Raw genomic sequence first — 13,083 nt, forward strand, 5'->3', positions numbered from 1 at the left:
GTAGCCATTCGTTTGCGTCAGGCAGACCGAGAGCGTGAATCATTGATGTTAGCCGCGAAACTATAAAGAATCCTTCTAAGCCGGTTCCTATTGTAAGCCTGATTGTTTTGCGACTCCTGCTCAAGAACCTCGAATTTCCGAGATGATGGAGCTGAGAAACTTTTGCTGTTCATAACTAGCTCATAGCCCCCATAGCAATTGATTCTCATGCTCAGTCAGATCCCGTTTGAGTGTTGAACTCATTCTTTGTTTCAAGTCGAAATACACGCCTCTTTCTTCGACCGCCCGAATATAGTGCCCGTCCGGATCAAAAAAGGTGAAATAACCGAAATCATTAGTAAATACAGGTTCTTTATCAATATGGGCTTCAGCTTGTTTAATCCGTTCATGCAAAGCAAGCAAATCATTTGTTAATATCTCAACCATCGTCACGTGCCCCGTGCTGCTGGTGATAAAGAATGAATGAGGAAATACAAACTTCAATTGTGTGACATCTTCCGGTTTGGTTTCCATCAAAAAAATACCCGGACCGTTTCCATTTTTCAATGCAACATGTGCCTCTCCAAACGAATAATCTGCTGAAATCAATTCATAGCCCAACACATCACAATAAAAATCCACCGATTTTTTCAAATTAGTGACTGGAAATCTCATGCAGCAGTAACCGATCACATCCGCACCATCCGTTTTTTTGTTCAACATATTCTACAATCTCCTTTTTTAAATAGCTATTTTTCGTTGTGAATTACTAGATTATCACTTGCGTTTTCAGTGCTTTCCGTCTCGCTTCCGTGCCATTCTCCGTTCACGACATTCCTTGCCTGCGCCTTCCTGTCCTAGAACGAGAGTTACTTCAAATTCTTTGTCGATGATCGTCATTGCTGGTTCTCAGATCAATTCCGAGTATTGGAGGCTGCAACTTTCCTTGAATCTATTATTCGTAAAAAAATCCCACAATCCTACCCGTTAGCAACGAGGTTGCCAATCTGTCCTGGCAACCCCGTTGCGATTGTTGCCAAAGTCTAGTACGGTCGTTCCCTCCTCCTCCTATACTCTTAACCAAGAGGATGGAATCCTGCGAATAAGCGAGCATGCGTGAGAAAATCAAATCATACCGAGGGAGGTTAATGAGAGAACCTTATTTTTTCCCAATCCTCTAGTAAGGCCCACGTAATCTCAGGTCCATCTCCTACTAGGGTATCATTCGCTCCTCCTAGACCTTAAATGTTTTCCTTTATCCAAGAACGCAACTTATCAGCATAGAAAGAGCGTTCATCTGGATCGGACTGAGAACCCTTAGTCAGATAAAGTTGATCATTCACATATCTAGGGTAAACATGGAGATGATAATGCCACACGTCTTGATTGCCAGCAGGCTCATTATGTTGCCGCGTAGAAATCCCATCACATCCATATGTACTTTTCATTGCAAACGCTGTAAGCTGAGCCGCGCGGTGAATTTCAACAGCGTAATCCGCAGGGAGTTCAAAGATGTTCTCGAAATGTTGATTAGGAACAACAAGAACATGTCCTTTATTGTTTGGCCACCATTTGCTCGCTATAAATGCCGTTACCTTTTCATTCTGATAGATGATATCCCTTTGTTTTGTTCCCTGATTAGGTCGCTCGATACCCGAAACACGACAAAATGGACATTCGTATCCTTCGGGCTTATGTGAAAATGATGCTGTCATCTTTCTCATTCAACTCCTTTCATAATTCTCCAACCAGCTATTAGACGCAGGCAACTTCTGTTCGTTGCGTTATTCTGCCCGTTCGTATTATGAGGTCAGCCAGTTTTTACTGGTTGACCTCATTTGCTTTTAGAGGTTTAGTTACGGGTAGCCGGGGTAGAACGTCTCTGCCCGTGGGGATTGACCCCGTGTTGTAAACTGTTCACCCCCTACTTGTAGAAACATGTTTGAGGCTGGTTGAGACAACGATCTCGAATAACAAGCGAAGCTATGACACTGCAAGATGGATTAGGGGCTACCGGCAAATACATTATGCGAAGGTGATATGATCAGATGAACCCAGTAATTGGCCTAGATATTGCAAAAGGAGAAAGTCAGGGTCAAGCTTTCTTAGGCAAGGGCCAGCCTTTTGGCAGAAGCTTCACAGTAACCCATACTCATGAGGGGCTAGCAACCTTTCACTCATTCCTAAAGTTTGTTGAGGAAGAAACCAGTCATCAACCAACGGTTATCCTAGAATCTACAGGACATTATCATCTACCCGTCACTCGGTTCTTGGACGATCATCACTACCTCTACATTGTGGTTAACCCTATATTGTCGTATCAGGCAAAGAAGTCATCGAGTCTGCGCAAGGTGAAAACCGATGCTGTAGATGCCTACGCACTCTGCGAACTCTTTTACAAAGAGGACTTTGAGAATCACAAAACAAGAGGCGTTCAGTTGTTAAACCTGAGGAATCTAACGAGGCAGCATGATGCAGTAACGGGCCTGTATGTTCAAATCAAGCTGCAGTTCCAAGCTGTTTTAGATCAGGTGTTCCCTGAATATAAGGGGGTGTTTGGGGATTTGTACTCTGCAGTCTCTCTGAAAACTTTGTTAGCATTTTCATCATCTGACGTTGTTTTGCGAGCGGGAGAAGCAAAGTTGATGGAGAAGATAGCCTCATTCTGTATCCGAAGATCTGATCGTTGGGCTGGTGAGAAAGCTAAAACCCTATTGGCTGCGGCGGATCGGAATCCCTTCCGAAAGGCTCCTTTCCAGAGCCATATCATCTGCCTTGAGATGTATATCAGCATGCTGCTTCATTATAGAGAGCATCTAACCGCCCTTGAAAAGCAAATCAATGCTCTTGCCAATGAAATTGAAGAATATAAGATTATCCAATCGATCCCTGGTATCGGAGAAAAAATCGCTGCAACGATTATTTCGGAAATCGGTGAGATTGATCGGTTTCATCACCCTAAGAAACTGGTTGCATTCGCTGGCGTAGACCCTAGTGTCCATATCTCCGGTAAATTTACCGCTACAATTAATCGAATAACCAAACGCGGCTCAAGCAGGCTTAGGCACACATTATTCTTGGCTGTACTCTGTAGTTTAAGGCGTACTGGCAGCAAAAAAATTAAATCTTACTACGACAAGAAAATAGCTGAAGGAAAGCCTCACAAAGTAGCAATGATCGCCTGCGTTAACAAGCTCCTGCATTGTATTTTTGCACTATTGAAGCGAAAAGCATCCTTCATTGATATGGTTTAGAAGGTGGCACGAGGCAGATATGGTGCGGGAATCAAGGGCGAGCGTAGCGAGTTGATCTTGACCCTTGATCCCCTCTCTTGCCCAAGATCCTATCCATAGTGGTCTTCGTAAAGACCACCTGCCCTCCGGCGAGGACAGGGTTTGGGGCAGAGCCCCAAAAGGTCTGTTTATGATGTAATTAGTAAAACCTTCCAGTTCAATATTGGAGGGTTATTTGGTATGCGTAGTTACTAGTTTAGCATTAATTTTGCCTACTTTTAATAGAAAAATCTTGACAGCCTATTAGCTGGTATACGTCAACGAGGCTACCGATTCGTGCCGGCAGCCTCGTCCTTGCGTCTTATGGAACTAACGTTTCCCGTTACTTCAACAATCGTCTCTCATTCATGTTTGTTCTTAACGGATGGCGGTCGAATGCTTATACTATACTCTTATAGTTTTCTTGCCTTGACGACAAAAGTTACAGGAAGCATCTTTGCTTTTTTTGCAAATTTGCTGTTACCACGCGATTGGATAATTTCATCATCAGAATGCTCAATCATTTGCTCAATTAGAAAGCCCGCCTTTGCCAACGCATTCACATAGGTTGATAGTGTACGGTCCGATAATGTTAGCGTACTTTCGTCAAGAGATGACGAATACCAAGATTCATCGAAATAACATTTTTTAAAAACAAGCGAATTATTTTCTTCAACAACACATTTGTGGATAGGGTGGGACCAACTGAAAATAAATGCGCCGTCTTTTTTTAGGTATGAAGCAATCCGGCGAAAAGTACCCTCCAGGTCGGTTGTCCAGCCTATTGCATAAACCGAATAAACAAAGTCAAAATAATACTCTGGTATGCCACATTCTTCTTCCATGGGAGAACAGATTAATTTTGCTGAAAGACCGCACTCCGTCAAATGTTGCTTTGTTTTTTCGATTTGGTTTTCTGATATATCCATACCCCATAGTTCAGATGCTTTGCGTTCCCCCAAATATTGCAAAGAATGACCGCTTCCACATCCTATTTCCAGCATCTTTTTTCCTGAGACATCGCCAAAAAGTTGGCAATTTTCTTCTGAGACAAATGCTCCATAAAGAGGAAGTGAGGTTGCTCCTAAAACATCATTTCCTTTTGTATCCCAAAATAAGCTGTTTGTTTCATGAATAACACTCTTATCCATCTCGACCGAGATGGCGACAACCTGACTACCGCCTATAATGTTTGTTCTAGAAACAGAATTCTTATCCATGCCGACGCCTCCCAAAATATAAAGTTTCCGCCCATCTGCTTTATATTTCGGCAGGTAGGGTCAGTTCATTCCACACGAAATAATTGAGTATATACAATCATTGTTTGCCCCTGCATTATGAGCAAAAACAAGCAGACGTGCTATTGAACTATCCCGTTACTTCAATGAACAGCGGCAGTCGATCGTGTATGGCTGCCGTCGTGTAGTCATTGAACTAGCGCTCCTGTTAGTGCAATCAACAAAATTTTCTACGCTCCCTATCCAACTGTTCAAGCAACGTCTTCAAGCTTTCAGCCACAGTTTGGTGAGCTGTGTCGATGACGATGTGATCCCGGTCCCAAACATCGTACTGTCGGTTCCTGACCTTCTCCCACGTGGGTAGAACCAGGCCGGGAATATCGGCTACACGCGTTTCAATTCGATGCCTGTGTTCACGATCGTCTGAACATACCACTTCGATTTCCACAAACGGAGTTTCAAGAGATTCCGCCACATTGCGCCAAGCCTGGCGCGTTACTTGGATGGGATTGACAGTATCTGCTATAACATCGAGGCCCAACCGGAGATTCTGCGATGCAATTCCATAACACACGATGTAACCCGCAGGTCCATCAACCCACGTTCCAGCGACCCGCATAGCCTGCTCCACTACATCGACCCGGAGATATGTTGCCTGTAACTCTCTAGCCAAAGCTGATGATAAAGTGGACTTCCCGGTTCCCGGCAACCCGCTAAATATATAGAGCATTAAACCCCGCCTCCGTATACCGTTCTTCATTTATTGGAACTTTTCAAACTCATTTTTCAACCAGTGCTGATTTTGGTGAGATATGTACTGTTCCAACCGTTCATTTGTTTGAGGAGATACAATTATAAAAGGCAGTTATTTCTTCTTTGAATTCCGGCCGAGGGACTTTCGCTCCACATCCCACACAAGCCATTTTAGTCGGACATACCGAATCTATGGTGCATATCCCTCCCACAACCTTAGACATGGTGCCAACCTTTTCTCGGTAATCTTCGTAGATCGATGACTCCATTGGGAAAATCGGCAGGAACGATCCTTGCAGCTGCGACAGCGGGAAAAAGTACATGAAATGTTGCGGGGCATAACTAAAACTAGCGTTCCCAGTTAGCGTAACAAAGCGATTAATTAATCCCTTTTGTTGTTTATTTTATCAATAACACCATTTACCTCTCGTTCCCATCACTTTTTAAATCTTTGTCTTACAAATTCTTCATCTTCATTTCGATTCGTATTGTTAATAATTGAGTGAATTATCCCTATTATAAGCCTTGCAAAAGGTGTGGTTATTGGTATCAATAAAAAAGCATATATTGTACCCCAAACTAGAGTGCCGTCAACATTTATAGTTTCCATACCACCCCTAACAATTAATTCTCCGAATATAGCACCTATTGTTCCACTGTATAATGTTACTAAAAAAGCTGATATTAAACTAATTAACCAAAGTTTTTTATTGGAGCATATACCTCTGTTTGTGAAATACCAACCTAACACAGTAAAGATGATCACAAAAGGAATGAAAGTAGCAAAATATAGCCAGCTTTCTCCCCAATACGATGTCACACGCCCTGCGGAAACTTGACTAAAAAACATAAATAAAAATGATGTCAAAATTGATACTCCAGCCCCAAATATACTGTATATAATCAATCCTCTTGCTTTTTTCATTAAAGCTCACCCCCAAATATTATGTACTTTAGATCAGTCAAAAATCTGGATATTGAGCTAATCCTTTCTGCTAACTGTATTATACTTTTGTAACCAAGGGTGTAATGTCCGTTTGGGGCCAAGACGCGGCTTTTTATTTGATAGGTATACTCCCCCAAGAATTAATGAAAGTCCTAACAACAAATTCCAATTGACCTCCTCATTCAATAGCATGTAACCCCATATTACTGCGCCTGCTGGTACCAGATAACTAACCATTGTTGCAAATTCAGGACTTCCTTTTTGAACCATATAATAAAAAAGAATGTATGCTATACCTGATCCGAAAACACCCAAACCTAACAGAGCAGATATATTTGTTGGTGAAACTAGATTGGAGAATGAAAATGATTCAAACAAAAGGGCAATCGCCCCACTGCCGACCATTGCACAAAACAATGTACCAAAAGCGATTTGATATATTGTTAAGTCTCCAGAAAGACGCTTTGATAACTGAGACCCTATCCCATAGCATAATGTCGCCGCAATCATTCCAATGAAGCCCAACAAATCTACTGATATTATTGAAATAGGATTTATTCCAAGCAATATCACCAAACCCATGAAAGCAATTCCCGTGCCTAACCATTTAAAGCGATGTGTAGTTGCCTGAAATAATACTATTCCCACTATCATAGACCACAGTGGTGCAGTAGCATTTAAAACAGACGCCATGCTACTTGTTATTCTAGTTTCACTGTATCCAATGAATGCCCAGGGGATAGCTGTATTAATCAAGGACAATATCGCTATTGGAAACCAAGGAATTTTTGTGAATTCAAAAGGTTTCCTAAAAACTAACATGATCAACACTATGGCTACCAAACCAAAACAAGATCTAAAAAAGGCGATCGTCCAAGGTTCAAAATCAATAATTAATACTTTAATAAAGAAAAATGAACCGCTCCATATGAGACTGAGCAAAATTAAAAGAAAATAGAGGAATCGCATTTTACCACTTCCTTGTAATTAAAAGGCTATATTAATTTCTAATTTTGATTTAAAATTATTAAAAAACTTCGGACTTGGTATGTCCGAAGATGACGTTAGTTGAATTAACTTTTAGCATCTTTATTAGATAATGTTACTAGCCATGCCCCAATACACATGCGCCCAGCGACGAAATATGCTTTAATATACCCAAGGAGTGTGATTCAATGGACATCAAATCGTTTTTATATCCCAAGGACAAGGTCTCTTACCTCACGACATCCTCTAATATGAAAGAAGCCTTGGATAAATTGGAGGCGAGCCACTATACGGCCATTCCAATCTTGGACGACAATGGCTTATATTTCGGAACGCTATCCGAGGGAGATTTGTTATGGAAATTGAAAGCCACACCCGGCCTCGGTTTCGATACGATGCACGAAATTTCGGTCGTCTCCATCAAAAAACGGATGAAAGTCGAATGCGTCGAGATCGGCGCCGATTTGGACGATATGCTGGCGCTGGCGGCCGATCAGAACTTCGTTCCCGTCGTGAACCCCGATCGAGTCTTCCTCGGTATTATTCGTCGCAAAGATATTATCGAATACTATACCCGTAATATAACTGATTAGTTGGAAAGAGATGATCTTGCGGATCATCAAGGTTGCCGTTCGCCGGTAGCCTTATCTTTGTTCTTAAAGTTTATTAAGCTCTAGTTCATAGTCGAAATTCTAATATCCGATATCAGCTTTTGTTTACAGGGAATCTTAACACCGTTTTCATCTTTGACGGTTCAGTCTTACGGGGATCCGATAAATATATTTCCCGATGAATTTTGCTTGAACGGATGAATCCATTTTCAGCACAAAATGCTTCCATTCGCGCAAAACTTTCCGGCTCATCGTCAAAGCTTCCAATGTGCATAATTTGACAGCTCCATTCATCTTCCACATGCTCGAATCGAACTTTCTCAAGGAACGGGTTTTGTTTTTTCCTTTTCGTCTGTTCCAAAAATCGCTTAAACCTTTCTTCAGTCAAAAAATCGGGTTGGCGTATCATTATCGTATACTTAAAATTGTTTTTGTCTGTCGCAGGTTTTGATCGATCAAGCAAGTCCCATTCTCCCTCAAGTGGAAAAACCGTATATTCATAATATCCAACGGGTACATCTTGACTTTTGTAGGACATTCGCACCGCATAACTCATGCTGTACAAAGCTTCTGTTGCCTTGGCGAATTCCTCGTTATTAGGGTCCCCAGATCCACTGACCATAAAAAAAGGCATCCTAGGCACCACCACAATTTCCGGCACCGTTTTTGGCATATAGAGTTGCTTATAATCTTTTTTATAATCTACCTTTTTGCTCAGAACCGACATCTCCTTTTTTGAATGTATAAGCCGACATTTCATCTACGGCAACTACATAATGTTATTTAGTGTCATCCTTCACCCATGATTACTTTGTAAATATACGTCAACGGGATAGAATTTCCTTTATTTGTATGGGAAAAAATCACACCCCATGTACCATAAATATAACAAATCCCCCAGCGCCCGTACCACGCCCCATTATTTCACTGATTTGGCGGCGCGAAGACGCTCGTCTTCTTTTCGGTAGTATCCGGAAAAAAGCAGTGCATAATTGGCTTCTAAAGTGGCGGATACTTTTCCTTCTGCTTCATCATAAAAAAGCCTCCATGCTCCATTTTTCTGCTGTTTACTTATACTCCTTTGGCAAAGCCCTTCGATTAATTCCTTATCATCAATCTCTAAAGTCCGTAATAAAATAATCATATAAGCATCGGTAGAAATATCCGTGTCAAACGGATAAGCCCACGACCCATCGGGAGATTGGTCTTTTCGAAGTGTTTCAATAATCCACTCTATCCCTTTCACAGTATCAATCATTCCGCACGCCTTCCTTCCGCAAAAGCATCTTTAGATACATATTCGGCTCTACAATAGAGAATTCATAAGGAGGGAAGTTGCTATCTTTTTTATAAGAAACCGCCAAAAAACACCGATTGAAACGATTCGCGAGGAATTAATGAAAAGAAAGAAACACTCTCCTGTCATCTCGAATGAGTTAACTCTTTCAGAGAAGAAGCTTTTAAACAAAATTAGATCGATTACCCAAGACCAGAACCTAAATAATGTGACTAGAACAAAAGCCTATCTCGAATTTTATCTACGACATCCTGAAATCCACTGGGCATTTTTAGGCCATATGGTATCAAGGAATGGCGGATGGAATATGACCGATCTCAAGGGAGAGTTTCTAGCCAAACTGATCTCAAAAAAAGAACAGGAAACATTTTTTCATTTTTTAGAACGCGGCAACTGGCTGATTTTCCAAGATGTATACCCGCAATTCCTGCTTTACGATGAGAGTTTAAAGCAAAATAGACCCTTGTTTTATCTTCTGCCTCAACTGAATGTTTCAATTTTTATGGAAACGATTTGGAACTATTTTTGGAGAGTCAGAGATACGTATATTCACTGTATAGCGTTAGTAATCAATGAACAAAACTACTTGGAACAAAGGGTCATTCAAAATCCCCACTATCAAAAAGAAGTATTAAACAAAATCGAATTTCACTTGCAGGATTGGCTGTCATTTAATCAAATTCTTTTTCCTTCGGAAGGTGAGAATTTAAAGGGGCATACACTTCACCAATTCCAGTCTCTCCATGAGCGAATATTACTTGGAAAAAGGCTATATGCCGTTTTGTATAAAAATATGGATTTTAGTAGGCAGGCCCTGGATTGGGCGCAACGTCATCCGCATACTGGATCAAGGAAGGATTACTGGCCGCATTTATTCAACTATGTAAATGAAGGTACACCGGGAATTCCGTATCCTTTAAGGTTAAAATCGTGCCGGCTTCTCAAAGGAGCGAGGAGAATTTACAGCCCAAAACTTGAGTATGCCTGGAAAAATGTAAGCCAGACGGAAGCAGAACCGGGGGATTGGTTTCAAGATATAAGCGTGGTGAATTATTTAGAGGATGACATAGAAATAATGGACGGAGAGATTAAGAGTGAATACTGTAAAACATTGGAGCGGCTCGAGGTTGCCACGCTTGCCAAAAAAACGATTAACTTTTTGGAATAAAGATAGTTTAGCTTGTGCAGTGCTGGCATCACTGCTTGGTACGTATTTTGATCTCTATTTTGTCGGTAAAGGGCTGTATCAGTTTCCTCACAGGCTGCTACCGGAGATCTTTTCCATTAATATCATCTTCACTTTAATTGTGTTGCCTCTATTGACAATGGTTTTTTTGTACTGCCTTTCCCAAGTGAACAGATGGAGAAGGGCAGGCATTATCCTGTTTGTCAGCCTGTTGATGCCGATCTTAGAAAAATTATCAGAGCGACTAGGGGTGTTTGTCCATTCCGATAAGTGGATGCACTTATACAGCTTTTTCGGTTATTTACTGTTTTTAACGATAATCTCAGGGATATATTTTTGGCTGAAAAAAAGAAATGGATAAATCGAACGTGAAAGCAAACTTTTCAGCCCTTTCGTTTCCAGGAATAACCTCCTATTCCTAGTGCCTGTACGTACCCTCAGTCCATATATTATGGTATGCTGAAGACAAATTTATAGGAATGGAGAGGAGACCGTATGACGAGTAAACTTAGATGGGGAGTGCTCGGCACGGGGAATATCGTCGGCAAAGGAGGACCGGCTCTTCAATCCGCAGAGAACGGGGAATGGCTCGGCATCGCGGGAAGAACGCCGGAGAACGGCCGAACGGCTGCGAAAAAATACGGCGTGCACCGCTCTTATGACGGATATCGCGAGCTGCTGGCGGATCCCGATATCGATGCGGTATATATTGCCCTGCTCAACCATTTACATATGGAAATGGCCCTCGAAGCGATTCGCGCGGGAAAGCATGTGCTGTTGGAAAAACCGTTTGCGCTTAACGCCGCGGAAGCGGAAACGGTCGTCAAACTGGCGGATCGGCACGGTGCGATCGTAGAGGAAGCGTTTATATGGAGACATATGCAAGGGCACACGTATGCGCGCGAGGCGGTTGCAACGGGTCAAGTCGGCGAACCTGTGTTTTTCCGGGGGCACTTCTCGTTTCAAACAGTCGAATCGAGCACACGGCTGGTTGAAGCTTGGGGCGGCGGCGCGTTGTACGATATCGGCTGTTATTTGACGGCATGGAGCCGATATCAGTTCGCGCAGGAGCCGGAATGGGCGGAATGCCGGCTCACTCGCCAACATGGAGATACAGGCGTCGATCGCCGATTCGCTGGAACATTTTCGTTTCCGAACGGTGGTCTAGCTCACATCACCGGCGGGCTGGATCTGCCCCATGGATGCGGATTTGAGCTTCGAGGGACGAATGGCGAGCTGAAGCTACAGCAGTTTGCCAATCCTTCGACGATTACTGTTAGGGTTGAACTTAACGGGGTGGTCCGAGACTTTACTTCATCTCGCATCGATCCGTTCCGTCTGCAAGCGGAGCGATTCGCCGAGCGCGTGTTCAAGGGCGACACCCGTACTTATGGAGCTGAAGAGATATTGGCGCAGGCGCAGGCTATGGATGCTCTATTCGCCGCTGATCGTGCCGACGCACGGATCCACATTAACGGATCACAGCAGTAACGATTCAAAAAACCACAATAAAAGCCGCCTGCAAATGATCGTGGCAGGCGGCTTTCGTTCGTCGTAAAGATTACATACTAATCCTTCTAGCATCACCAACTACTTTAGAATTGCTAACGCCTCCGGTGCAAGCTCCAGCTTCAAGTCACCACCGTGATTGAAGTATTCTACGTTAAAACTGCGGAACCTCTCAGTGTGTTCTCTGTCAAAATTGGTATCGTAATTTAGTTGTGCCATCATCTGGACGGGAAGGAAGGTTTCCTTATCCACGCCTTCTTCCAATCGTTTGGAGCTTGACGAGCCATTCATTTCGATTCGATTGTCCTTTTCTAAATCGTTCATTAAGTCTTTGGCCCCACTCTTGAATTCACGAAGGGTTCGACCGAATGCACGTCCTAGTTCAGGCAGTTTACTGGGGCCGAACAACAACAGAGCGACCAAAATAATTAAGATAAATCCCGTCGTCCCGATATTTGGCAAACTATCCCTCCTTATTGGTTCTTAGTTTGTTCTTCATCATTTTGGCATGATCAAGCAAGATTTCCAACGGAGTATCAAATTGGTATTCCAGAATCGATCGAAATGAATGCTTCATATCGCACATCGCATCAAAAATAGGCTCCCATTGTATGGTTCCCTCCCCAATGGGCTGATGCAGGTCATCGATTGCATCGTTGTCATGCAGATGGACGGCACTAAGCCGTGTCCCTAATCGGTGAAGCAACTCCGGTGTATTCCAGCCGTTAATATGAGCATGGCCTACGTCAACTAAAGCGGAAATGGTCGGGATCTCCTCGAAAAGACTCACAAACTCATCCTCGTCGAACAAGGCGAATTCATGAAACCCTACATTTTCTACCGCAAGATCAATGCCAAGCTTCTTGGCGACTTCACCCAATCGTTTCAGGTTTTCGATTGATCTGGCCTGTGATTGCTTTCGATTGAACAACATCGTGGAATACAAACTCGGATGCAAGACCATCTGCTCGGCTCCAATTCGAGCGGACCACTCTAAGCACCCTTTATACACCTCGTAGGAGTATTGGCTAATAACTTCGAAGCGAGCAGACGCCAAATTCAACTCCCATATGGGGGAATGGACGCTAATCGGGCCTGGATAGTCCTTGAACCGCAGGAATTCCTCGTTCCAGTTAGCCGGCTCTTCCCAATTGGGTCCATCCATTGGGATTTCTAGACCACCGGACCACTGATCCAATAATTCCTTGCATTCCTCAATTCGTCTCATATACGGCAGAAGGTTAATCAATACGGTCACAGTATCCCTGCTTTCTTTAACATTAGTTGGTAAATACTAATTGGAGT

The 13,083-nt window shown here is 42.8% G+C and carries 15 protein-coding genes and 2 pseudogenes; 6 read left to right on the top strand and 11 right to left on the bottom strand.

What is annotated here, in order from left to right:
- Nucleotides 1-180: 180 nt before the first annotated feature.
- Both AC58QD_RS11785 and AC58QD_RS11790 read right to left on the bottom strand, forming a co-directional pair.
- Complete coding sequence (locus tag AC58QD_RS11785; RefSeq protein ID WP_497333321.1) at nucleotides 181-702, bottom strand: VOC family protein; 522 nt, start codon at nucleotides 700-702, stop codon at nucleotides 181-183.
- A gap of 518 nt (nucleotides 703-1,220) precedes the next feature.
- On the bottom strand, nucleotides 1,221-1,694 hold the full coding sequence (locus AC58QD_RS11790; protein ID WP_497333323.1) for an HIT family protein: 474 nt from the start codon (nucleotides 1,692-1,694) through the stop codon (nucleotides 1,221-1,223).
- Nucleotides 1,695-2,027: 333 nt separating this feature from the next.
- On the opposite strand from AC58QD_RS11790, the gene AC58QD_RS11795 reads away from it, so the two are divergent.
- Entirely contained in the window at nucleotides 2,028-3,233 is a 1,206-nt protein-coding gene (locus tag AC58QD_RS11795; RefSeq protein WP_497333325.1) for an IS110 family RNA-guided transposase, read from the top strand.
- A 431-nt stretch (nucleotides 3,234-3,664) separates the two neighbouring features.
- Here the strand turns inward: AC58QD_RS11795 and AC58QD_RS11800 are convergent, their stop codons facing one another.
- Together AC58QD_RS11800 and AC58QD_RS11805 are read right to left on the bottom strand one after the other, a co-directional pair.
- On the bottom strand, nucleotides 3,665-4,471 hold the full coding sequence (locus tag AC58QD_RS11800; protein WP_497333327.1) for a class I SAM-dependent methyltransferase: 807 nt from the start codon (nucleotides 4,469-4,471) through the stop codon (nucleotides 3,665-3,667).
- Nucleotides 4,472-4,706: 235 nt separating this feature from the next.
- Nucleotides 4,707-5,219, bottom strand: a complete 513-nt coding sequence (locus AC58QD_RS11805) for a P-loop nucleotide/nucleoside kinase family protein (RefSeq protein WP_497333329.1) — start codon at nucleotides 5,217-5,219, stop codon at nucleotides 4,707-4,709.
- A gap of 299 nt (nucleotides 5,220-5,518) precedes the next feature.
- On the opposite strand from AC58QD_RS11805, the gene AC58QD_RS11810 reads away from it, so the two are divergent.
- Nucleotides 5,519-5,584: an SEC-C metal-binding domain-containing protein gene (locus tag AC58QD_RS11810; protein WP_497333431.1), complete on the top strand. Its 66-nt coding sequence runs from the start codon at nucleotides 5,519-5,521 to the stop codon at nucleotides 5,582-5,584.
- Between the two features lie 94 nt (nucleotides 5,585-5,678).
- On the opposite strand, the gene AC58QD_RS11815 is transcribed toward AC58QD_RS11810, so the two are convergent.
- On the bottom strand, nucleotides 5,679-6,167 hold the full coding sequence (locus AC58QD_RS11815) for a hypothetical protein (RefSeq protein ID WP_497333331.1): 489 nt from the start codon (nucleotides 6,165-6,167) through the stop codon (nucleotides 5,679-5,681).
- A gap of 57 nt (nucleotides 6,168-6,224) precedes the next feature.
- Nucleotides 6,225-7,157: a DMT family transporter gene (locus tag AC58QD_RS11820; RefSeq protein WP_497333333.1), complete on the bottom strand. Its 933-nt coding sequence runs from the start codon at nucleotides 7,155-7,157 to the stop codon at nucleotides 6,225-6,227.
- 206 nt (nucleotides 7,158-7,363) lie between these two features.
- Between AC58QD_RS11820 and AC58QD_RS11825 the strand changes: the two genes are divergently transcribed.
- Nucleotides 7,364-7,768: a CBS domain-containing protein gene (locus tag AC58QD_RS11825; RefSeq protein WP_497333335.1), complete on the top strand. Its 405-nt coding sequence runs from the start codon at nucleotides 7,364-7,366 to the stop codon at nucleotides 7,766-7,768.
- Between the two features lie 112 nt (nucleotides 7,769-7,880).
- Here the strand turns inward: AC58QD_RS11825 and AC58QD_RS11830 are convergent, their stop codons facing one another.
- The 3 genes and pseudogenes from AC58QD_RS11830 to AC58QD_RS11840 form a co-directional block, all read right to left on the bottom strand.
- Nucleotides 7,881-8,513, bottom strand: a complete 633-nt coding sequence (locus AC58QD_RS11830; RefSeq protein ID WP_497333337.1) for a GyrI-like domain-containing protein — start codon at nucleotides 8,511-8,513, stop codon at nucleotides 7,881-7,883.
- 62 nt (nucleotides 8,514-8,575) lie between these two features.
- Nucleotides 8,576-8,695: pseudogene (locus AC58QD_RS11835) on the bottom strand (hypothetical protein); the annotation flags it as partial.
- Between the two features lie 10 nt (nucleotides 8,696-8,705).
- Nucleotides 8,706-9,044, bottom strand: coding sequence for a hypothetical protein (locus AC58QD_RS11840; RefSeq protein ID WP_497333339.1), 339 nt, complete (start codon nucleotides 9,042-9,044; stop codon nucleotides 8,706-8,708).
- Nucleotides 9,045-9,183: 139 nt separating this feature from the next.
- On the opposite strand from AC58QD_RS11840, the gene AC58QD_RS11845 reads away from it, so the two are divergent.
- The 3 genes from AC58QD_RS11845 to AC58QD_RS11855 all read left to right on the top strand — a co-directional run bounded on the left by AC58QD_RS11845 (nucleotide 9,184) and on the right by AC58QD_RS11855 (nucleotide 11,760).
- On the top strand, nucleotides 9,184-10,251 hold the full coding sequence (locus AC58QD_RS11845; RefSeq protein ID WP_497333341.1) for a DUF2515 family protein: 1,068 nt from the start codon (nucleotides 9,184-9,186) through the stop codon (nucleotides 10,249-10,251).
- Nucleotides 10,211-10,630: a CBO0543 family protein gene (locus AC58QD_RS11850; protein WP_497333343.1), complete on the top strand. Its 420-nt coding sequence runs from the start codon at nucleotides 10,211-10,213 to the stop codon at nucleotides 10,628-10,630. Before AC58QD_RS11845 ends, AC58QD_RS11850 begins: the two co-directional genes overlap by 41 nt.
- A 134-nt stretch (nucleotides 10,631-10,764) precedes the next feature.
- Nucleotides 10,765-11,760 carry a Gfo/Idh/MocA family protein gene (locus AC58QD_RS11855; protein ID WP_497333345.1) on the top strand — a complete coding sequence of 332 codons (996 nt, stop codon included), beginning with the start codon at nucleotides 10,765-10,767 and terminating at the stop codon, nucleotides 11,758-11,760.
- Between the two features lie 344 nt (nucleotides 11,761-12,104).
- Here the strand turns inward: AC58QD_RS11855 and tatA are convergent.
- Together tatA and AC58QD_RS11865 are read right to left on the bottom strand one after the other, a co-directional pair.
- Nucleotides 12,105-12,240: pseudogene (gene tatA / locus AC58QD_RS11860) on the bottom strand (twin-arginine translocase TatA/TatE family subunit); the annotation flags it as partial.
- A 1-nt stretch (nucleotide 12,241) separates the two neighbouring features.
- Complete coding sequence (locus AC58QD_RS11865; protein WP_497333347.1) at nucleotides 12,242-13,036, bottom strand: sugar phosphate isomerase/epimerase family protein; 795 nt, start codon at nucleotides 13,034-13,036, stop codon at nucleotides 12,242-12,244.
- Nucleotides 13,037-13,083 lie beyond the last annotated feature (47 nt).

The sequence above is a fragment of the Paenibacillus sp. J2R1T-4 genome, from assembly GCF_059692235.1.